The organism is Tamlana sp. s12 (assembly GCF_016767215.1).
Classification (GTDB): Bacteria; Bacteroidota; Bacteroidia; order Flavobacteriales; family Flavobacteriaceae; genus Pseudotamlana; species Pseudotamlana agarivorans.
Map to the genome: position 1 here is coordinate 367,612 of NZ_CP068547.1, position 22,519 is coordinate 390,130.

Below are 22,519 nucleotides of genomic sequence, written 5' to 3' on the forward strand. Positions count from 1 at the left end.
TCTAAAAACAAAACAGATTACAAAAAACATACAACATGTACATATATAACGAAACCATGAATGTTGATGATGCCGTTCATGATGAATGGCTCGTTTGGATAAAAGCACACATCCCAAAGGTTTTATCGACCGGAAAGTTTGAAAAAGCCACTTTAACGAAGGTTTTGGTTGAAGAAGAGCTAGGCGGACAAACCTATTCTGTGCAATACAGAAGCTATTCGCGTGAAGCTTTAGATGCTTTTTATCGCGATGATGCTGAAAAATTTCAATTAGAAGCTTTGAAACAGTTTGCCGATAAAATGCTGACCTTCAAAACCGAGCTACAAATAGTAGACGAGTATACCGTAAACTTTAAATAACGTAGCTTTGCATCGCAGGTCGTAAGAGCTTTTTACTAATTATAAATCCGAATTCGTGGCACACCATCAAAATCAACATCAAGTAAAAGCAAAAAAACATTTAGGTCAGCATTTTCTAAATGATGAATCTGTTGCCGAAAAGATTGCCAATACGCTCACTTTAGAGCGATACAAAACGGTTTTGGAAATAGGGCCAGGCATGGGCGTACTTACAAAGTATCTCCTAAAAAAAGATCTTACTACTTATGTTATTGAGATTGACACCGAATCGGTAGCCTATTTACAGGCCAACTACTTAAATCTTGCTCCGCGCATTATTGAAAAGGATTTTTTAAAGTTCGACTTAAACGATGTTTTTAAAGGCGAGCCCTTTGCTATTATTGGAAACTTCCCATATAATATTTCTACGCAAATAGTATTTAAAACGCTTGAAATGCGCGATCAAATTCCAGAGTTTTCGGGCATGTTTCAAAAAGAAGTCGCACAACGTATTTGCTCCAAAGAAGGCAGCAAAGTGTACGGCATACTTTCGGTGTTAACACAGGCTTTCTACCATGCTGAATATTTGTTTACCGTGCCACCAAACGTTTTTAATCCGCCACCAAAAGTCGATTCTGGGGTATTAAGATTAATTCGAAAAGAGAATTACACATTGCTCTGTGATGAGAAATTGTTTTTTAAAACGGTAAAAACAGCCTTTCAGCAACGACGAAAAACACTTCGTAACAGTTTAAAAACATTCAACATATCCGATAATTTAAAAGCAAACCCTATATTTGGCCAGCGACCAGAACAATTGCGTGTTGAAGACTTTATTGCCCTCACCCAATTGATTGAAAACGACGTTTAAACCGCCTAAAACCCCTTAATTTGGCAGAAGAAAAAGAAAACATACAATTTCAACTAACCGACGCCCTTATTGAGCAGGTAGAAAATCTTGTTGAACAACAAAACAACAAAGAACTACAAAAGCTTTTAAAAGAGTTTCATTACGCTGATATTGCCGAAATTCTAGATGAATTAAATCTAGAAGACGCCATGTATGTGATTAAACTTCTGGATTCTGAAACCACCTCCGATATTCTTATGGAGCTGGACGAAGACAACCGTGAAAAGGTCTTAAAAAATCTTTCAGCCAAAGAAATCGCCGAAGAGGTCGAAGAACTAGACACCGATGATGCGGCCGATATTATTGCCGAACTGCCCTTAGAGCGCCAACAAGAAGTAATCTCTAATATTGAGGACATCGAGCATCGTGCCGAAATTAGAGAGCTTTTAGCCTATGATGAAGATACAGCTGGTGGTTTAATGGCAAAGGAGCTGGTAAAAGTTTACGATACCTGGACCGTTGCGGGCTGTTTACGACGTATTCGTGGCCAGGCTGAAGAAGTAACTCGTGTACACTCGGTTTATGTGGTGGACAAGCAAGAAAAACTCGTTGGTAGGCTTTCTTTAAAAGATTTGATTGTTGCAAAAAATGATCAAAAAATAGCCGATATCTATATTTCAAATGTAGATTTTGTTAATGTTCATGATGATGCTGAAGAGGTTATTAAAATCATGCAGAAATACGATTTGGAAGCCATTCCCGTAGTGGACGACAACCACACCCTTTTAGGAAGAATCACCATTGATGACATTGTAGATGTCATGAAAGAGGAAGCCGAAGAGGATTACTTATTAGCGGCAGGTATTACCAGTGATGTTGAACATGACGATAGCATTTGGGAACTTACTAAAGCACGATTACCTTGGTTATTAATTGGGATGTTTGGAGGTATTGGTGCTGCAAGTATTATAAATGGATTTAGTGATGCCATGCTAAAATATCCAGCATTGCTTATGTTTATTCCATTAATTCAAGCTACCGCAGGAAATGTAGGCGTTCAATCGTCTGCGATTGTGGTTCAGGGATTAGCCAATAACAGTATTGATGGTAAAATTTTTAGCCGTTTATTAAAAGAATTTGCCTTAGGACTTGTTAATGGAATTGCTATTGCGGCAATCGTGTTATTAATTAGCCACTTTGTTTTTAAAACCACCTACTTAGAGTCCATAACCATTTGTGTCGCTTTAATTACCGTTATTATTATGGCAGCACTTATCGGTACTTTTATTCCTATCTTTTTAGATAAAAAAGGGGTCGATGCAGCCGTAGCCACAGGGCCTTTTATCACCACGAGCAATGATGTTTTCGGCATTTTTATTTACTTTCTAATTGCTAAGCTCATTTTAGGGTTTTAACCCAATTTATGGCTTGATGCCCTTTTACTACATTTAACTGTTTCCTATACCTATGGTTTTAATTACCTTTGCGTAACTTAATACTTCAGCATATGATATATTCGATGACGGGTTACGGAAAATCTGTATTGCAATTACCTACTAAAAAAGTAACGATTGAACTGAAATCTTTAAACAGTAAAAATTTAGATTTAAATGCTAGGATGCCTTCGATTTATCGTGAAAAGGAACTTGCCATTCGAAAAGTTTTAGCCGATCAATTAACGAGAGGAAAGGTTGATTTTTCAATTTATATAGAAACAACTGCTGAAGACACGTCTACACAGATAAACGTCCCTGTTGTAAAACAGTACATGACGCAGTTAAAAAATGTTGTGGATGGCAATGATATCGAATTACTTAAAATGGCCGTGCGTTTTCCCGATGCCCTAAATACTGTAAGGGAGGAAATTGACGAAACCGAATGGAAAAGTATTGAAACTCATATTGAAAACGCCATAAACGACCTAAACAACTACCGTTTAAATGAAGGAAAAGTTTTAGAACAAGACTTCAATCAACGCATCAGTACCATTGAAAACATTTTGGAAAAAGTGATTGCTATGGATCCTGAACGTGTTGAAGGTGTACGTGAACGCTTATTAAAAGGGGTTGAAGAATTAAAAGAAAAATATGATGAAAACCGTTTTGAGCAAGAACTGGTTTATTACATCGAAAAATTTGATATCACCGAAGAAAAAGTCCGTTTAAAAAACCACTTAAACTACTTTACTGAAACCATAAACTCTAAAGATTCTAACGGAAAAAAATTAGGTTTTATTAGTCAGGAAATGGGTCGTGAAATTAACACTATAGGCTCGAAAAGTAACTACGCCCCTATGCAACAGTTAGTGGTTCAAATGAAAGACGAATTGGAGAAAATTAAAGAACAATTATTAAACGTTCTTTAACGGTATAAAAATATATTAAGCCATAAAAACATTAAGGTTTGACAGCACAACAAGAAACAAAAAAAGGGAAACTTATTGTATTTTCAGCACCATCGGGCTCTGGTAAAACAACTATTGTAAGACACTTGCTTGGTCAAGAATCTTTAAATTTAGAGTTTTCTATTTCGGCCACCTCTAGAGCTAAACGCGGCACCGAAATCGATGGAACAGACTATTATTTTTTATCGACAGACGACTTTAAGCAACACATTAAAAATGACGATTTTTTAGAGTGGGAAGAAGTGTATCGCGATAATTTTTATGGCACCTTAAAATCTGAAGTAGAACGCATTTGGGCCAAAGGAAAAAACGTTATTTTCGATATTGATGTTTCTGGAGGACTCCGTATAAAACGCAAGTTCCCCGATGAAACCTTAGCTATTTTTGTTAAACCACCAAGTGTTGATGAGCTAAAAATTCGTTTAAAAAAACGTAAAACCGAAACCGAGGATAAAATTAATATGCGTGTTGCAAAAGCTTCGGCCGAGTTGGCCACAGCACCATTATTTGATACCATTGTGGTTAACGACACCCTAGAACATGCCTTAGAAGAAGCGCATCAAAAAATTAGCGATTTTATTAACTCATAGTCATTTTTTGTAAATGAAGATTGGATTGTACTTTGGTTCTTTTAACCCGATTCATATCGGACACATGGTTATTGGGAATCACATTTCAGAATATAGTAATTTAGATGAAGTATGGTTTGTTGTGACCCCGCATAATCCTTTTAAAGAGAAAAAAACACTGCTGGCAAATCACCACCGCCTAGAAATGGTATATCGAGCCACAGAACCCTACCAGAAATTACAAGCTTGCAATATTGAGTTTAACTTACCTCAACCCAATTATACCATTAATACTTTAGTGTATTTACAAGAAAAGTATCCAAATAAAGAATTTTCATTGATAATGGGCGAAGACAACTTAAAGAGTTTTCACAAATGGAAAAACTACCAACTTATTCTTGAAAACCATTTTATTTATGTGTACCCGAGAATTTCTGAAAACAAAGTAGAAACACAGTTTGATGGCCATGAAAAAATCATACACATTGATGCCCCTATCATGCAATTGTCATCATCATTTATAAGAAAATCAATTGCCGATGGCAAAAACATCCAACCCATGCTTCCTGAACACGTTTGGGAATATATGGATGAAATGAATTTTTACAGGTAAAACCTTACAATATTTATCAATTTCATTAATACTTTGAACAATATTCAACAAAAAGCTTATTTGTTTAAAAACTTTACAATTAATTAACACTCTATTAACCTTACTGTTTGGTATAGAACATACTTTTAATCTATTAATTTAGTCATAGTCTCAAATTCTCAAGAGCAGTGCTAAGAAAAAGATTAAATGAACATAGATAATACGGCCGATTTTTTAGAAAAGTTTGACTATAAGTACGAACGTAAAGGCAAAACTTTAACCATCATCATGGATTATAGTCATCGCATTTTCATGGATTTCAAAAATCCGAATAAGATTATAATTAGAGATGAATTAGTAACATGGAATTTTATTACTGGCGTTCTTAAAATGAGTATTAGAAGAGCTATTTTATTAAACCTCATGTGCAACATCGTTTTAAGTGCTATTATCGCCTTTTTCAACTTTAAAATTGGAATAACTGTTTTCTTCCTCCTAGCTTTATGGACCACCTATTGGTCGGTGACTCATATTTCAAAATATGAAAATCTAAAGCACATCTTAACACACGGTAATAATTCTGCCATATACTCTATTGAATCGTAAACACGACCAGCTCAAAAAAACATTCTCTCTCGTTCTCTTACCTCTAGCAACCAAATACCCTCTATTTCACATAAAAAAAGAAACCGCTCAAAGCTATGGACTTTAAACGGTTTCAAACTAAATAACCAACCAAAAAAACTCTTATAAAACCCTTGAACTAACTCGCGGGTTATCTTTTCTTTCTTTTTTAAACTTACGTTTCTTCTCTTTTAAGACTGTTTTACCTGTTTTGGTATCTGTTGCTTTTATGTATTGGATATAACCTCTACCGGCAAATCTATAAGTTGTATTAGACGATGGCTGATACAACGAAATGGTCACGTCATCTATAACGCGCAATTCAAAAAACTCATTGCCGTACTGATCATAATTTAATGTTAAAGTTTTTAAATAGAAATCATTAGCCACATCACCTACGCCATAAGCACCAGTATAATCCCAATAAACGCGATTTGGATTTAATCCTGTAGGGTCCTGGGAACTCTGGAACGTTTCATCATTTCCTCCAGCTATAAAGCGTAGATAATTTTCTGCATCAAATGGATTAACAGCGCCTGTGTTGCTAGTATATATTTTTTCCCAAGCTTCATAATCCTGTAAGAAATAATGAATGTTATCATAAAATACAAAATCATAGTCAAAATTAGATCGTTGGTAGCCACCTAAAAAATAAGAAGTATTGTTATCGGGGTTATGCAATTCAATGCGATTATTAGAAATTTGATAAACATCGTAGGTAGAAAACCCATCGATATCATGGTCTACATCTAAAATCATTTCATAAGCATCGTAATAGCCAACATCAATTCCAAAACCATTGCCTGTAACACCAATACCAGCGATATTATTATTAGCGTAAAGCACGCCGTTACGAAATGACACGGTAAAAGCCTTTTGCAACCAAGGGGTTTCACCATAACCTAAGGTGGCATTAATATCGACATACCATAACTCGTAAGACCCTAATAACTGATTTAATGAAATCCCAGGATCAATGTCCTCTCGTACGCTGTCACAGGACGTAAAAAAAACGCCACTTAATATAACTACTAAAAATAATTTTATCGCTTTCATATCTAAACAAGTTAAGGATTTCAAAACGATTAAATTCAAAACACATGCCAAAATTACAAAGGCTTAACCTCCAAAATCAACCTCATCATTATTTTTTTATGTATTTTTGACTCAGAAATTAGATAGAAATTTCATGGATAAACCATTAAAATATGCCGTTTTCGGAGCAGGAAGTTGGGCGACTGCCATTGTAAAAATGCTTTCTGAAAATTTAAATGAAATTGGTTGGTATATGCGTAGCGTTTATACGAAAGAACACCTATTACGCGAACAACACAACCCCAATTACTTAAGTTCTGTAGAGTTTCACTTAGAACAACTCAAACTCAGTAATGATATTAATGAAATTGCCGAATATGCCGATGTTCTTATATTCGTAATCCCCTCTGCTTTTATACATAGTGAATTAGAAAAACTGAAAGTAGATATTTCTAACAAGATTATCGTTTCGGCTGTTAAAGGTATTATGCCTGAAACAGAACTATTGGTAGGCGAGCATTTTCATGATATCTATCAAGTACCTTATGAAAACATAGCCGTTATTGCTGGTCCTTGTCATGCCGAGGAAGTCGCTTTAGAGCGTTTGTCATACCTCACCATTTCTTGTGCCGACCAAAGTAAAGCCAAGGCCATAGCCAATAGTTTAAGCAGCGACTATATAAAAACAAAAATAACCGATGATGTCATTGGTGTGGAATACGCCGTTATGCTTAAAAACATTTATGCTATAGCTGCCGGAATTGCCCATGGTTTAGGTTACGGTGATAACTTCCAAAGTGTCTTGATGAGTAATGCGATTCGAGAAATGAAACGTTTCATTAAAAAAGTTCATAAAATGAAGCGTAACATTAATAATTCGGCGTATTTGGGAGATTTACTGGTTACAGGCTACTCCGTGTTTTCCCGAAATCGTATGTTTGGTAATATGATTGGTAAGGGTTATACCGTAAAATCGGCGCAAATGGAAATGAACATGGTTGCTGAAGGTTATTACGCCACCAAGAGCGCGCATGAACTCAACCTTAAAAACGCCAAGAAAACACAAATGCCAATCATTAATGCGGTTTACGAGATTTTATATGAAAATAAAAATCCGAAGAAAGTATTTACGAAACTTACCGAGAAATTAGATTAACAAGATTCCTGCGAAAGCAGGAATCGGTTATTTTACCAGCACACCTTTTACCGACATGAGCGGCACGGGCTGTAAAGCTTTCAAATTAATGCTGTTTTTCCTAAACAAATACGTTTTATCATACATTTGATTGCCTTCAAAAAAAGTCACCTTAAACGTGTTATTTAAAGCAAAAAGTTCTTCCTGCATCAGTTCTATTTTGGCGTAACTTTTTTTAGGTAGTACATCTATCTTCTTTCTAAAAACGGAAGTCGTTTTATTTTCAGAATACCCACTTGTTACAATAAGAACCATCTCCAAATCGACTTCTTTATCATTTATGATGTATGCGTTCCAATCTTGAGTTTTATAAATGTCGTTGAATTCGTTAACTACTGCTATGTAAACAGATTCAACTTTAGGGATTTTGATATCTTCTTTCATCTTGCAAAAATAATAAATTCCGTTGTAGAAGATTCAATTTCATAGCGTTTGAAAAACAATTTTAAACACTATTCCAATAACTTTGAAATTTTAAATCTCCATTAAAAAAACAAATAAAAAAGCAAGCCATTTTAATAATGACTTGCTTCATAACACAATTAATGAATAATCAAAAAAATGTTAATTCAATCCGCCACCAAGGGCTTTATATAAATTAACAATAGCTATTAATCGATCTAGTTTATTTTCAATACTTGTTAATTCTGAAGTTAATACACTTTGTCTGGCGACTAATAAATCTAAATAATTAGCATAACCGTTATTTAATAATTCTTCGGAATTCACTTCGGCACGACGTAAAGCTTGCACCTGTTTATCGAGGTATTCCAGTTTTTCCGTTTCGGCATTATAGGTATACAAAGCCTCTGAAACTTCTCGTCCTGCCACCAGCAACGTTTGCTTAAAATTTAACAAAGCTGTTTCTTGCTGAGCTTGAGCCACTTCATATTGGGTTCTAATTTTACGCTGATTAAATATCGGCTGGGTAATACCACCCACAATATTAGCAAACAAAGAATTGGTATTAAACCAATTATCAAACTCTAAACTTTGAAAACCTCCTGAAGCGCTTAAAGTTAATGAAGGATAGAAATTCGTTAAAGCCACATTGGTTAATTCAAACGACTGAATGAACTGACTTTCGGCCGCCACGACATCCGGACGGTTTCTTAGCAACAAATAAGGAACACCTAATTTTATAGGCGTTGTTATACTTTGTGCATCTAAGGTACTTCGTTCAAATTGTTGCGACTCTCTAGCTAATAATATACTAAGAGCGTTTTCGGTTCTAAAAATCTCCCGTTCAATATCAACCTGAATGGCTTTAGCATTATTATATATCGCAATGTTTTGATCTACCGCCACTTGAGTAACCTCACCTGCATCTTTTAAAGCTTGAATTGTGACCACACTTTTTTCACGAGTGTCCACCGTTTCTTTAGTTACAACCAACTGCGCATCTAAAGCCACCAAGGTGTAATAGGTTGTTGCAATACTTTCAATTAATTTAGTTTTCACAGCTTGGTGTGCTGCTACACTTTTTAAATAACTTGCATGAAAAGCACGTTTGTTACTACGAATCTTCCCCCATATATCAGCTTCCCAAGACAGTGTAGCAACGGCTTCATACTGATTGATGGCACCGTTAAAAAAGCTACCAAACTGACTGTTTTTGGCCAATTCTTGGTGCGTTACAGACGTTCCGGCACTTAAAGTAGGCAGATACCCAGCATTACCTTGTTTCATATAGGCTTCGCCTGCGATAATTTGCTGAATGGCGATACGGATATCTATATTGTTAGACAGCCCTTCTTCAATATATTGTTGTAAATATGGATCTGTAAAAACCTCTTTCCAAGAAACATCAGCCATCGACAAGCTATCTACGGGCAAATTATCAGTTCTATACAAGCTGTCTGTTTCGGTTTCTATAACCTCTGGTCGCTTGTAGTTTTTAGCAACAAAACAACTTTGAAGCGTCAATGACACAACAACTAGAAGTAGTGCCCTATGTAAATATTTTGGTTCTTTAATCACTTTCATAATTAGTCTTCGGTTGTTTGAATTTGTGGTTTACTAGATACTTTTTCTTGTAACCATTGGAAAAATATGAACAAAATAGGAATAACGAACAGCCCCAATATGGTACCAATTAGCATACCCCCAGCTGCACCTGTTCCAATAGAATTGTTTCCCGCAGCACCAACACCTTTAGCTAAAACCAATGGCATCAATCCTAAAATAAAGGCAAATGAGGTCATTAAAATAGGTCGTAAACGGGCTTTTGCACCATCTATCGCAGCATCGACTATAGTTGCCCCTTTTCGGCGGCGTTGCAAGGCAAACTCCACAATAAGAATCGCATTTTTGGCTAACAATCCAATAAGCATGATTAAGGCTATTTGAAAATAAATGTTGTTTTCTAAACCTAAAAACTTGGTACTAATATATGCTCCAAAAACACCAAAAGGTAAAGAAAGCACCACGGCTAGTGGCAAAATATAACTTTCATACTGAGCACATAATAAAAAGTATACAAACAAGATACTTAGTATAAAGATAAAAGTTGTTTGGTTTCCGGCATTAACCTCTTCTCTGGTTAAACCAGAGTAAGCGATTTCGTAATTATTAGGCAGTTTTGAAGCCTCCTCTTCAATCACACGGATGGCATCACCAGTACTAAAACCTGAATTGGTTGCACCAGTTAAGGTTGTTGAATTAGACAAATTAAAACGAGTTACCGATTGTGGCCCATATACTCGTTTTAAAGTAACAAACTGTGTGATAGGAGTCATCTCGTTTTTATCCGTTCTAACATACATGCTATTTAACGAAGACACATCAGCTCTATCTTCTGGTAACGACTGAATATATACACGAAACTGTTTCCCAAATCTAGAGAAATCGGAAGCATAAACCCCTCCAATATACCCTTGTAAAGTAGCAAAAATACTATTAATAGGCACCCCTTTTTCTTTAGCTAGCGGTACATTAACATCCATTTCATACTGCGGATATTTGGTATTAAAAGCCGATTGCGCATACTGGATTTCAGGATGCTTCATTAAAGCTCCAATAAACTCTTGGTTGGTTTTATCGAGCTCGGCAAAATCGCCTCCAAACTTATCTAACAAGTTTACTTCGAAACCAGCTGAGTTTCCAAAACCTTGAATACTTGGTGGTGCAAAGAAAATAATATTAGCCCCAGGAACGGTTGATGCAATTCCAAATAGTTTTCCAATGGTAGCCTGTGTAGAAAGTGATGGATCTTCTCGTTCAGACCAATCATCTAACTTAATAAAACCAATAGCGTAATTACTACCTGAACCACTTAATAAGCTTCGGCCTCTAACAAAGGACACCCCTTCTACACCAGGTAAACCTTCTGTTTTACCATAAAGGTCTTGAATAATTTCGTTGGTTCTATCTAAAGAAGCTCCTGCTGGCAATTCGATATTGGCGAACACCATGCCGCGGTCTTCATTAGGCACAAACCCTGTAGGTGTTGTTTTAGAAGCCCAAATAATACCAACAGCCGCAATAATAACTAGCACAACCGATATCCATTTCTTTTTATATAAAAACTGAAGTGATTGTCCGTATCTATAAATTGTCGCATTAAAACCACGATTAAAAAGAGTATAAAAACGTTGTAAGGCATTTTTATCTTTAAGCGCTTCCTCATCATGAGATTTTAGAAGTAAGGCACATAAAGCGGGGCTTAGCGTTAAGGCATTAACAGCAGAGATAAGAATGGCAATAATTAAGGTGACTCCAAACTGTTTATAAAAAACCCCAGTTGGCCCTTGAATAAAGGTTACAGGAATAAATACAGCCGCCATAACGAGGGTAATAGAAATAATAGCCCCTGATATTTCATGCATGGCGTCGAGTGTTGCCTTTCTCGGATTTTTCTCACCTTCATCTATTTTGGCATGAACAGCTTCAACAACAACAATAGCATCATCAACAACAATCCCAATTGCCAATACAATAGCAAATAGGGTTAATAAATTAATTGAAAACCCAAATACATTGAGGAAGAAAAAGGTTCCTACAATAGATACTGGCACGGCTATAGCTGGAATTAATGTCGATCTAAAGTCCTGTAAAAAGATAAATACCACGAAGAAAACTAACAAAAAGGCTTCAAAAATGGTATGTACAACTTTTTCAATGGAAGCTCCTAAAAACAAACTGGTATCATAAGGTGTAAAAATATCTAACCCTTTAGGCAGATCCTTTTTAATTTGCACCATGGTTATTTTTATGTTGTCGATAATTTCCTGAGCATTGGAACCTTTGGTTTGGTAAATCCCCATAAAAACAGCGGGCTTCCCTAAACTTTGCGCACCCGAGGAATAGGATTGTGCATCTAATTCGATATCGGCCACATCTGCTAAGCGTAGAAATTCACCATTCCCTAGAGCTTTAATAATCATGTTGCTATACTGACTCTCATTTTTAAATCGTCCGCTGTATTTTACGATATATGAAAACGCTTCACCATTATTTTCTCCTAAAGCACCAGCAGCAGCCTCTAAATTTTGTTCTTGTAAAACGGCTGTAATGTCGGAAGGTATTAAATTGTATGCGGCTAGTTTTTCTGGTTTCAACCAAATACGCATGGCGTAATCCTGTTGAGAGAATACATTCACATCACCAACACCATTAATACGTTGTAATTTAGGAATGACATTAATTTTTAAATAATTCTGAATAAAAGTGGCATCGTAATCATCGTTATCGGAATACAAGGAAGCAAACATCAATGCACTTGTTTGTTGCTTTTGGGTAGTTACACCAATTTGCTTCACCTCTTGAGGTAACAAAGAATTTGCTCTAGACACACGATTCTGAACGTTTACAGCAGCGATATCGGAATCCGTATTTTGATCAAAATAAACGGTAATATCGGCTGTCCCATTATTTGATGCAGTAGAGGTGATATAAGTCATCCCTTCAACACCATTAATCTGTTCTTCAATAGGAATGATAACACTTTCTAAAACCGTTTCGGCATTAGCACCAGGATAGGAAGCCGAAACTTTAATGGTAGGAGGCGCAATATCCGGATACTGTTCAATAGGCAAGCTTGAAATACTTATTAACCCAAGCATGACAATAATAATAGAAATCACCGTAGACAGTACAGGTCTTTCAATAAATGTTTTTAACATGGATATAAGTTTCTAGTTTCTAAATAATTTTGCAATCGGCTTAACGGCCTTTTCGAAAGGAACCTCTTGAGGGGTAATGGCCATGTCGTTTCTTAGTTTCCCAACGCCAGACATTACAATTTTATCACCTTTTTGCAGTCCAGACTCTACAACATATAAATGTTCTATGGCCGCTTTAACTTCAATCATGGCTGTTGTAATCTTATTACCTTCTTGGAGTTTAAAAACCATAATATTCCCTTGTTGCTCGAAAGTCGCTTCTTGCGGAATCACGATATGATTTTCGTAAACCGTTGGAATTTGAATCTTTCCACTATTCCCATTGGTTAATAACTGATTTGGATTATCAAAAACGGCCCTAAAACTTACCGTACCAGTATTCTGATTGATTTGTCCCGAGCTGGTTTGAATCTGACCTTTTTCGGAATAAAGGGAACCATTAGCTAAAATTAAATTCACCTCGGCATAATTAGATAATTTTTCTTCTAAACTTTTACCTTCGGCATGTTCTAAAAAATCTAAATACTCGGTTTCATTTAAGCTAAAAAAGGCATACACTTCTTTAATATCACTAACCGTGGTAAGTGGTGTAGCATCATTCGGACTAATTAAAGCTCCTTCTCTAAAATTAATCCTTCCAACGTGTCCGTCAACTTGACTTCTTATAGTAGCGTATCCTATATTTGCTGCAATACTGCTATAATTAGCTTTGGCTTGAGCTAAATTGGCTTTAGCAGTTTCTAGCTGTACCGAACTAATAATATTCTTTTCCACCAAAGGAACTAATTTATCCACCTCAACTTGAGCCACATTAACGCGGGCTTTTGCCGCACCAGCATCTTCCGATAAAGCTTGCGTTTCAAGTTTAAAAAGCACCTGACCTTTTTTTACTTTCTGACCTTCGTCTACTAAAACCTTTTGAATATAACCAGCCGTTTTTGCTCTAACATCGCTGTTAATTACCCCCTCAATATTTGTAGGATACTCTTTAAAACCAGTAACTGTTTTTGTAGTTAATTGAATGACTGGAATAGATGGTGGTGGCCCTTGAGCTACTTCCTTTTTTTCTTGTTTACCACAGCCAACAACCGCGAGAAAGGCCGAAAAAAGGATTAATTTATAGGTGTGCTTTCTTTTCATATTACATTATTTGAGTTTGGATTGCGTTTTAATTATTTTCTCTTTTAAGTCGTTTATTGCAGACGTAGCGTTATCTATAAAATGAACAAAATCATTGTGTATGGTTAGATCAAATTTTTCTTCATGAGGCACTGTATCTAAAGCATTAATAGTCTTCTTATAATTCATTAATTCGGTGTGAATTTCTCGCTCTTCGGTCCAATTAAAAATCATCTCATCAATTTTTTGCAGAATGCTATTATCATTGACTTTAAAATATTTTTTGCGATCTCCTGTTTTAGTGAAGTATTCAATTTTTTTTAAATCTTGCAAATGATTGAGATTTGTAGAAATTGTGCTTTTACTGGCACATAAAACCTGAACAAGATTATCAAATGTCGTCCCCGATTTCCCAGTTAAAACTATATAAGCAAAGATGCGAGCTGCTACGGGTGCTAACTGTTCTCGCTTCTCCAAAAACACCCCGAATTTCTCTACCAGGATCATTTTATCCTTACAAACATTATCGTTCATCATATATTATTTAAACTGCTTTCATGATTAATAACATTGATACGAAGCAGCAAAATTAAGCTACAAATATAATATTGGTTCGAAACAAACCGAACTAAAATGAAGTTAATAAAATGTTAAACAAAAAAAAAGAGACTACCTTTTATAGATAGTCTCTTTTTCAATATACTTTAGACAACGTTTTATGAAACCGCTTTTAGTTTCTTTAATGTTGTTTTTGTTAATTTCTCTTCGGCATAAGCCTTAGTTACATTCAACGTTTTTTCTTTACTACTTGGCAATTCAAACATCGCATCGGTTAATATTTCTTCACATAAAGAACGTAAACCTCTTGCTCCTAATTTATATTCGATAGCTTTATTTACGATGAAATCTAAAGCGCCATCCGTAATAGAAAACTCAATATCATCCATTGTAAACAACTTTTTATATTGCTTAATAATAGCATTTTTAGGTTGTGTAAGAATGGCTCTTAAGGTTTCTGCATCCAATGGATCCATATACGTTAATACAGGTAAACGCCCAATAATTTCAGGAATTAAACCAAAATCCTTTAAGTCTTTTGGAATAATATATTGTAATAAGTGATCTTGATCAACGACATCTTCAGAAATCGATGCGCTATAGCCAACAGCTTGCATATTCAAACGTTTAGAAATAACACGATCAATACCATCAAAAGCACCACCAGCGATAAATAGAATATTTTCAGTATTTACTTCGATAAATTTTTGATCTGGGTGTTTTCTTCCGCCTTTTGGTGGCACGTTAACTACCGTACCTTCTAAAAGTTTTAAAAGAGCTTGTTGCACCCCTTCACCAGACACATCTCGTGTTATGGAAGGATTATCACTCTTTCTCGCAATTTTATCAATTTCATCAATAAAAACGATACCCTTTTCTGCCTTTTCAAGATTATAATCGGCAGCTTGTAATAAGCGGGTTAAAATACTTTCAACATCTTCACCTACGTAACCAGCCTCTGTTAAAACTGTAGCATCGACTATAGCCAATGGTACGTTTAACATTTTTGCAATGGTTTTAGCCATTAAGGTTTTTCCTGTACCTGTTTGACCAACCATCATGATATTACTCTTTTGGATTTCTATATCATCATTGGTAACCGGTTGTAATAAACGCTTGTAATGGTTATAAACAGCTACAGACATGACTTTTTTAGTCACATTTTGACCGATAATATATTCGTCTAAGAAATTCTTGATTTGTTGAGGTTTCCTTAGTTTTAATTCTGCAGATAAATCACTACTGTCACTCTGCTTCGATTCTTCCAAAACAATGCCATGCGCTTGCTCTATACAGCGATCACATATGTGCGCATCTAGACCTGCTATAAGCAGATTTGTTTCTGGCTTTTTTCTACCACAAAACGAACATTCTAATTCTTCTTTTGCCATTAATTTTATTTTGAGAGGATTTCAAATTCCATAAACCCTTAGGTAACAATTATTTAAAATTACAAATTTTTATTTAATTACGGGCCAAAATCTCATCAATCATACCGTACTCCTTAGCTTTATCCGCTTTCATCCAGTAATCACGATCACTATCCTGATATACTTTGTCGTAATCCTGCCCTGAATGCTTACTAATGATTTGGTATAATTCCTCTTTTAAAGTTAAGATCTCCCTAGCTGTAATTTCAATATCACTAGCTTGACCTTGTGCACCACCTAAAGGCTGATGAATCATAACACGGGAATGTGTTAAGCCACTACGTTTCCCTTTAGCTCCTGCACATAAAAGCACAGCCCCCATAGATGCTGCCATTCCTGTACAAATCGTTGCCACATCCGGTTTAATAAACTGCATGGTATCATAAATACCTAAACCAGCATACACACTTCCTCCTGGAGAGTTGATATAAATTTGAATATCTTTATTAGCATCGGTGCTTTCTAAAAACAACAATTGTGCTTGCACAATATTCGCCACTTGATCGTTAATGCCTGTCCCTAAGAAAATGATTCTATCCATCATTAATCGAGAGAATACATCAAAAACAGCAATATTCATTTGGCGCTCTTCTATAATATTTGGAGTCAGATTTTGCGGGTACATACTACTAATAATTTTATCGTAATAGGTGCTGCTAATCCCTTGATCTTTTATCGCGAACTTTTCAAATTCTTTTGCGTAATCCATAGTTTTCTTTCTTATTATTTAATGTGATCTTGATTTTCAAACAAATACCATGAAAATCACTAAAATAAGCTTTTCGTTTAAAAAAAAGCGCTTAAACCTTCCGGTTTAAGCGCTTAAAGATAAACAATTATTCTTTTATTTATTTGTCACCGTAAACTTCTTTAACAAAGTTTTCGTAACTCAATTCTTTTACTTTAAGATTTGCTTTTTCTTTGTAAACAGCTAATAACTTTTGGCTGATTAACTGCTCAGAAATACGACGTGCTTCATCTTGGTTTCCAAGCACACGTGCTGCGATATCTTCTAACTCTTTATCTGAAGGGTTTAATTGACCAAATTGAGCCATTTGCCCTTTAATCATTTCTATAGCATGATTTTTAATATCGTCCATTGTTACTTGAACGTCATTATCGGTAATTAATTTTCCTTCAATTAATTGGTAACGTAAACCTTTTTCAGATTTCTCATACTCTTCTTTAGCTTGATCGGCATCAATTTCTTTTTCACCTGCAGTTTGCATCCATTTTGTTAAGAACTCAGCTGGTAAATCGAATTTTGTGTTTTCAACTAAATATTCAGTAACGTCGTTTAATAACTTTTGATCGGCTTGTTGAGCGAATTGTTTTTCAGCGTCTTCCTTGATTTTAGCTTTTAACTCATCAACAGATTTTACTTCACCTTCACCAAAAAGTTTATCAAAAAGCTCTTGATCTAAATCAGCTAACTCACGTTCGTTAATTTCAGTAATGGTAAAGTTTACTTCAATATCTAAACCGTGAACATCATCATGACTTAATTTTAAAGCATGCATAAGTTCGTGATCATCATCGTAAAGACCTTTAGTTTTTAAAGCAATAACATCACCTACTTTAGCTCCTACAAATTGTTTTGCAGTAGCTTTACCTTTGAATTTATCTAGAGTTAAAGTTACCGTATTATCGATTTCTTTTTCTTCGTTAGTAAAAGTTCCAGTGATTTCACTGTCTTTTTCAACAGCATCTTGAGACACTAATTTCCCGTATTGCTTTTGAATACGCTCAATTTGCTCGTCGATCATTTTATCATCAGCAACGATATTATATTGTGTGATGGCTTTTTTACCTTTTAACTCTACATCAAATTCTGGTGCAAGTCCTAATTCAAATTCAAATGAAAAGTTATCAGAATCCCAATCAATACCTTCTTGAGCTTTTGGTAATGGTTGCCCTAATACATCTAATTTTTCTTCAGTTAAATATTTGTTTAAAGCGTCTTGTAATAATTTATTCACTTCATCAACCAAAACAGCTTTTCCATACTGCTTTTTAACCATGCCCATTGGCACATGTCCTTTTCTAAAACCTGGAATGTTTGCTGTTTTACGGTAATCTGATAAGATTTTCTCAACTTTATCACTATAGTCTTCTTTAGCGATATCCACTTTAACAACAGCATTTAATGCATCAACGTTTTCTCTTGTAATATTCATTTTAAATGATATAAAGCCTTAAATTAGGCATTTAACAATAAGGTTTTTTGTAAAACCTAAAATTAATAGATCCCCGAATTAACGAGCCTGATAATTTCAATGGAAAACTCTAAGAGTGAATACACGTAGAGTTTGTGCTACTAAAATCGGGATGCAAAAATAATATATTTTTATATCCTGACAAAGTTTTTAAGAGCTTGATTTTTAGAGTGATTTAATCCTCTTTTATAAGCGAATGGAGTATAGATTCTAGAATAGACAATAGAATACTAAATATAATAGCAGTCCAAATACCATTTACATGAAACCCACTAATAAGATTACTTGCCAGAAGTATAATTATAGCATTGATAACAAGTAAAAATAAGCCTAAGGTAAAAATCGTTATCGGTAAAGTAAAAATTACCAAAATGGGCTTCACAAAAAGATTTAACACTGCTAAAATAACCGAAACTATAAGCGCTGTAGTATAACCATCAACAGTGACACCAGATAAAAAATTTGCCAATAGAAACACGGCAGCAGCAGTTAATAACCATTTTAGAATAAGTTTCATGATTTTAGAATTTAAATTCCTACAATTTACACAAACTTCATCACTTCAGCATAAAAATCTTTTGGATTTTCAGCATGTAACCAGTGACCTGCGTTAGAAATCGTAACGATATTTGCTTTAGGGAAATGTGTTTTAATAATACGCTCATCACCCACACCTATATATTCTGAGCGATCGCCTCGTAAAAATAAGGTATCACCACTATATGTCGCATGACTTGGCAAGGCCTCACCTACTTCGGCAACTTCATTTTGAAGCACCTCTAAGTTAATACGTAAACCCAACTGTCCTTTTTCAACCCAATACAAGTTTTTAAGTAGAAATTGTCTGGTTCCTAAATCCTGAACATAGTCACTCAAAACCTTATCTACTTGTCCGCGACTCTTAACTTCATCAAACTTAATAGCGCTTAATCCGTTTAAAATAGAATCGTGATGCACCGGGTAAAACCTAGGTGATATATCGGCAACAATTAATTTAGACACCAATTCTGGGTAAAGTGTAGAAAACATCATAGCTGTTTTTCCGCCCATAGAATGCCCAAGAAGCACGATATCTTGTAAATTATAGTGTTCGCAATAAAATTTTAGATCCTCAGCAAGTACTTCATAGCTAAATGCATCATCGTGAAAACTACGTCCATGATTACGCTGATCAACTAAGTGCACTTCATATCCTGCCTCGCTAAACTGCATCCCTAAGGTTTTCCAGTTATCGCTCATACCTAAAAATCCGTGTAAAATAACAAAAGGCTTTCCTTCACCTAAAACTGTTGAATGTAATAGCATTATTTAAGTTTGTTTAAATACATTTGAATAACGTTTTCTACCCCTAAATACAAGCTTTCGGTAATTAAGGCATGACCGATAGAAACTTCTAATAAATTAGGAATTTCATCCTTAAAAAATTTAATGTTTTCTAAAGACAAATCGTGTCCAGCGTTGATTCCTAAATCAAGTTCGTTTGCCAATTGCGCGCTTTCAAAATAGGGTTTGATGGCCGCTTTATTTCCTAAACCATATTGATGTGCAAAAGCTTCGGTATATAATTCAATGCGATCGGTTCCTGTAAGTTTAGCGCCTTCAATTTGCTTTAAAACAGGATCGACAAAAATAGACGTTCGAATGCCGTTATTTTTAAACTCCTGAATCACATCAATTAAAAAATCTTTATGTTTAATCGTATCCCAACCAGCATTACTGGTTATGGCATCAACCGCATCTGGAACAAGTGTAACCTGTGTGGGTTTAACTTCAAGAACTAAATTCATGAACGACTCTACTGGGTTTCCTTCAATATTATATTCGGTGTAGACCTCTGGTTTTAAATCGCGCGCGTCTTGATATCTAATATGTCTTTCATCGGGTCTAGGGTGAATAGTAATCCCTTCGGCCCCAAAACGCTGGGCGTCTTTTGCAAACCCTACCACATTTGGCACATCGCCACCACGTGAATTTCTTAACGTTGCGATCTTATTGATGTTAACACTTAACTTTGTCATAAATCCGTTTTAAAAAGCAAAAATACAAAGTAGAACAGCCTATCATACTTTTTTTTTGATTAATTTGCAGTCCAATTCAACAGGAATTATGAAACTCTCAGAATATATTATAAACGATATAAAGCCTTTGGAGATAGAGAGCAAGGTGAGTGATTTACAGTTACTTTTCAACCAACTAACCTTTTCTCATATCCCTGTTAGTGATGAAAACAATGCTTTTGTTGGCAGTTTTTCTGAAGCCGATGCCTATTGTTTTGAGAAAACTAAATCCTTAACGGAGTACAAATATTCAATTGAAGGTTTTTTTGTTCAAGACACCACATTATGGTTGGATGTTTTAGAGGCTTTTGCCAAAAACTCTACCAATATAATGCCGGTGCTAAACGATAAAAATGAGTATTTGGGCTACTACGAGCTTAACGATATTATTAGTTTATTTAGTGACTCTCCATTTTTCACGGAGTCTGGCGGAGTTTTAGTGATCGAAAAAGGCACCAACGACTACTCGTTTAGTGAAATTAGTCAGATTGTTGAATCTAATGGCGGTAAAATACTCGGAGCTTTTATTTCTAGAATGAGCAGTGATTTAACCCAAATCACTCTCAAAATTGGACAAACAGATATTACAGACGTTATTCAAACCTTTAGAAGGTATAGCTATAATATCGTATCTGGACATGAACAAGATGGTTATATTGAAACCCTAAAAGAGCGTTCAGATTATTTAAAAAAATACTTAAACATATAATATATGAAAGTTGCCGTTTTCGGACGATTTTACAATAAAAACACCTCTGTTTCAGTAGAAAGATTATTCAATTATCTCTTGAAAAAAAACATCGATGCTTATATCGAAACCCATTTTTTCAACCTTATAAAAGAAAATTCGGCTCAAATAAACGATTTCAGTTCCTTTAAAACTTTTGATACTCTAGATACTTCTTTCGATTTTTTAGTAAGTATTGGAGGAGACGGAACCATTTTAAGAGCCATCACCTTTGTTAAAGATATTGACATTCCAATTATTGGTATCAATACAGGACGCCTTGGTTTTTTAGCTACCATTCAGGTCGATGTGATTGAAAACGCCATGCAAAATATTATTGATGGCAATTACAAAATATCGGAGCGTAGTTTATTAGCTGTGGAAACAACACCGGAAAATAAAGACATTAGCGCGATGAATTTTGCGCTGAACGAAGTTGCGGTTAGCCGAAAAAATACCACATCCATGATTACCGTGGAGACTCATTTGGATGGCGAATATTTAACCTCCTATTGGAGTGACGGATTAATTTTATCAACACCAACGGGATCCACAGGATATTCCTTAAGCTGTGGGGGCCCGGTAATTACACCAAGTACCAACAGCTTTGTTTTAACACCCATTGCGCCTCACAACTTAAGTGCCCGCCCCCTAATTATACCAGATTCTACCGAAGTTCACCTCAGGGTTAGCGGTCGAGAAGAAAACCATTTAGTATCTTTAGATTCGAGAATTGCCACACTTGATAACGGGACTTTAATAAAAATTAAAAAAGCCGATTTCAAAATAAAAATGATTGATCTTCTAGACGAAAGCTTCCTAATTACTTTAAGAAAAAAACTACTTTGGGGAGAAGACAAACGCAACAACTAACCTAACTATCTACACTTATAAAAGCAATAATTATATAGAAATGCTGTTTTACACTAAGACTATTTAGTTCAATGTACTACAAACTAATCTTATTTATTATATTTGCAAACTTTTGAATTTTTATGAGGCATTTAACCCTATTGATAATAAGCATTTTAAGCATCCATTTTTGTGAAGCACAAATTCACGAAATTGGTGGTTTTGCAGGAGGCAGTAATTTAATTGGTGATGTTGGTTCTACGGAATACATCGCGCCAAACGCCCCAGCACTGGGTCTCCTATACAGATGGAACAGAAGTACCAGACACTCTTGGAGAGCGTCGATTATCTATTCCGATTTAAAAGCATACGACTCCAAATCAGAAGACCCAAGACGTATTCAACGTGATTATGACTTTGATTCTAACCTATTAGAAATCTCTGCTGGAATGGAATTCACCTTTTTAGATTTCGATTTACATTCCGGAAAAAAAGAATTTACGCCTTACCTATATAGTGGTATTAGCACGGTACATTATGATAATTACTATTTTGTTAACGGAAGTCAAACGTCAGAAAACAAATCAAGTTGGGATTTTGCTATCCCCATGGCCATAGGTGTAAAAGCCAAAATAATTGGAAATTTTGTTGTTGGTATAGAAGTAGGTGCTCGCTATACATTTACCGATGAAATTGATGGTAGTATGCCGAGTTCCGACAATTTACAGCAATACCAATTTGGAAATATAAACAATAACGACTGGTACATGTTTTCTGGGCTTACCCTAACCTATACGTTTGGACAAAACCCATGTTATTGTGTGAAATAA

At 35.3% G+C, this 22,519-nt stretch carries 23 protein-coding genes; 11 read left to right on the forward strand and 12 right to left on the reverse strand.

Features of this window, described 5'->3' with window-relative positions; translation table 11 throughout:
* Positions 1-35 precede the first annotated feature (35 nt).
* From JJL45_RS01550 to JJL45_RS01580, 7 genes are all read left to right on the forward strand, one after another.
* On the forward strand, positions 36-359 hold the full coding sequence (locus tag JJL45_RS01550) for a DUF4286 family protein (RefSeq protein ID WP_068601161.1): 324 nt from the start codon (positions 36-38) through the stop codon (positions 357-359).
* 55 nt (positions 360-414) lie between these two features.
* Complete coding sequence (rsmA, locus tag JJL45_RS01555) at positions 415-1,209, forward strand: 16S rRNA (adenine(1518)-N(6)/adenine(1519)-N(6))-dimethyltransferase RsmA (protein WP_068601159.1); 795 nt, start codon at positions 415-417, stop codon at positions 1,207-1,209.
* A gap of 20 nt (positions 1,210-1,229) precedes the next feature.
* The gene (gene mgtE / locus JJL45_RS01560; protein ID WP_082935829.1) at positions 1,230-2,603 is read left to right on the forward strand and encodes a magnesium transporter; all 1,374 of its coding nucleotides are present in this window, start codon (positions 1,230-1,232) and stop codon (positions 2,601-2,603) included.
* Positions 2,604-2,695: 92 nt separating this feature from the next.
* Entirely contained in the window at positions 2,696-3,553 is an 858-nt protein-coding gene (locus JJL45_RS01565; RefSeq protein WP_068601158.1) for a YicC/YloC family endoribonuclease, read from the forward strand.
* Between the two features lie 38 nt (positions 3,554-3,591).
* Positions 3,592-4,182: a guanylate kinase gene (gene gmk, locus JJL45_RS01570; protein WP_067145013.1), complete on the forward strand. Its 591-nt coding sequence runs from the start codon at positions 3,592-3,594 to the stop codon at positions 4,180-4,182.
* Positions 4,183-4,195: 13 nt separating this feature from the next.
* Positions 4,196-4,774 carry a nicotinate (nicotinamide) nucleotide adenylyltransferase gene (gene nadD / locus JJL45_RS01575; protein ID WP_068601156.1) on the forward strand — a complete coding sequence of 193 codons (579 nt, stop codon included), beginning with the start codon at positions 4,196-4,198 and terminating at the stop codon, positions 4,772-4,774.
* Between the two features lie 186 nt (positions 4,775-4,960).
* Positions 4,961-5,359, forward strand: coding sequence for a hypothetical protein (locus JJL45_RS01580; RefSeq protein WP_068601154.1), 399 nt, complete (start codon positions 4,961-4,963; stop codon positions 5,357-5,359).
* 141 nt (positions 5,360-5,500) lie between these two features.
* On the opposite strand, the gene JJL45_RS01585 is transcribed toward JJL45_RS01580, so the two are convergent.
* A complete protein-coding gene (locus tag JJL45_RS01585; protein WP_068601152.1) occupies positions 5,501-6,433 on the reverse strand; it encodes a nicotinic acid mononucleotide adenyltransferase in 933 nt (310 codons plus the stop codon).
* A 133-nt stretch (positions 6,434-6,566) separates the two neighbouring features.
* Here JJL45_RS01585 and JJL45_RS01590 point away from each other — a divergent pair, with 133 nt between their 5' ends.
* The gene (locus tag JJL45_RS01590; protein WP_067145017.1) at positions 6,567-7,568 is read left to right on the forward strand and encodes an NAD(P)H-dependent glycerol-3-phosphate dehydrogenase; all 1,002 of its coding nucleotides are present in this window, start codon (positions 6,567-6,569) and stop codon (positions 7,566-7,568) included.
* Positions 7,569-7,595: 27 nt separating this feature from the next.
* Here the strand turns inward: JJL45_RS01590 and JJL45_RS01595 are convergent, their stop codons facing one another.
* The 11 genes from JJL45_RS01595 to JJL45_RS01645 all read right to left on the reverse strand — a co-directional run bounded on the left by JJL45_RS01595 (position 7,596) and on the right by JJL45_RS01645 (position 20,071).
* Complete coding sequence (locus tag JJL45_RS01595; RefSeq protein ID WP_068601150.1) at positions 7,596-7,991, reverse strand: hypothetical protein; 396 nt, start codon at positions 7,989-7,991, stop codon at positions 7,596-7,598.
* A 180-nt stretch (positions 7,992-8,171) separates the two neighbouring features.
* Positions 8,172-9,593: an efflux transporter outer membrane subunit gene (locus JJL45_RS01600; protein ID WP_068601148.1), complete on the reverse strand. Its 1,422-nt coding sequence runs from the start codon at positions 9,591-9,593 to the stop codon at positions 8,172-8,174.
* Between the two features lie 2 nt (positions 9,594-9,595).
* Positions 9,596-12,730 (reverse strand): efflux RND transporter permease subunit, encoded by a 3,135-nt coding sequence (locus JJL45_RS01605; RefSeq protein WP_068601145.1) that lies wholly within the window; start codon positions 12,728-12,730, stop codon positions 9,596-9,598.
* A 12-nt stretch (positions 12,731-12,742) separates the two neighbouring features.
* Positions 12,743-13,870, reverse strand: a complete 1,128-nt coding sequence (locus JJL45_RS01610) for an efflux RND transporter periplasmic adaptor subunit (protein WP_068601143.1) — start codon at positions 13,868-13,870, stop codon at positions 12,743-12,745.
* 6 nt (positions 13,871-13,876) lie between these two features.
* Positions 13,877-14,386: a transcriptional regulator gene (locus tag JJL45_RS01615; RefSeq protein ID WP_317191976.1), complete on the reverse strand. Its 510-nt coding sequence runs from the start codon at positions 14,384-14,386 to the stop codon at positions 13,877-13,879.
* A 179-nt stretch (positions 14,387-14,565) separates the two neighbouring features.
* On the reverse strand, positions 14,566-15,798 hold the full coding sequence (gene clpX / locus JJL45_RS01620; RefSeq protein ID WP_067145022.1) for an ATP-dependent Clp protease ATP-binding subunit ClpX: 1,233 nt from the start codon (positions 15,796-15,798) through the stop codon (positions 14,566-14,568).
* A 73-nt stretch (positions 15,799-15,871) separates the two neighbouring features.
* Positions 15,872-16,546, reverse strand: coding sequence for an ATP-dependent Clp endopeptidase proteolytic subunit ClpP (gene clpP / locus JJL45_RS01625; protein ID WP_067145023.1), 675 nt, complete (start codon positions 16,544-16,546; stop codon positions 15,872-15,874).
* Positions 16,547-16,685: 139 nt separating this feature from the next.
* Positions 16,686-18,014, reverse strand: a complete 1,329-nt coding sequence (gene tig, locus JJL45_RS01630) for a trigger factor (RefSeq protein ID WP_068601141.1) — start codon at positions 18,012-18,014, stop codon at positions 16,686-16,688.
* Between the two features lie 214 nt (positions 18,015-18,228).
* Entirely contained in the window at positions 18,229-18,570 is a 342-nt protein-coding gene (locus JJL45_RS01635; protein ID WP_068601139.1) for a phage holin family protein, read from the reverse strand.
* A 26-nt stretch (positions 18,571-18,596) separates the two neighbouring features.
* On the reverse strand, positions 18,597-19,358 hold the full coding sequence (locus JJL45_RS01640; RefSeq protein WP_068601137.1) for an alpha/beta fold hydrolase: 762 nt from the start codon (positions 19,356-19,358) through the stop codon (positions 18,597-18,599).
* Positions 19,358-20,071 carry a pyridoxine 5'-phosphate synthase gene (locus JJL45_RS01645; protein ID WP_068601135.1) on the reverse strand — a complete coding sequence of 238 codons (714 nt, stop codon included), beginning with the start codon at positions 20,069-20,071 and terminating at the stop codon, positions 19,358-19,360. The genes JJL45_RS01640 and JJL45_RS01645 overlap by 1 nt, the downstream gene beginning before the upstream one ends.
* An 88-nt stretch (positions 20,072-20,159) precedes the next feature.
* Here JJL45_RS01645 and JJL45_RS01650 point away from each other — a divergent pair, with 88 nt between their 5' ends.
* From JJL45_RS01650 to JJL45_RS01660, 3 genes are all read left to right on the forward strand, one after another.
* Positions 20,160-20,819, forward strand: a complete 660-nt coding sequence (locus tag JJL45_RS01650) for a CBS domain-containing protein (RefSeq protein WP_068601134.1) — start codon at positions 20,160-20,162, stop codon at positions 20,817-20,819.
* Between the two features lie 3 nt (positions 20,820-20,822).
* Positions 20,823-21,710, forward strand: a complete 888-nt coding sequence (locus JJL45_RS01655) for an NAD kinase (protein ID WP_068601132.1) — start codon at positions 20,823-20,825, stop codon at positions 21,708-21,710.
* Positions 21,711-21,832: 122 nt separating this feature from the next.
* Entirely contained in the window at positions 21,833-22,519 is a 687-nt protein-coding gene (locus JJL45_RS01660) for a DUF6089 family protein (protein ID WP_068601130.1), read from the forward strand.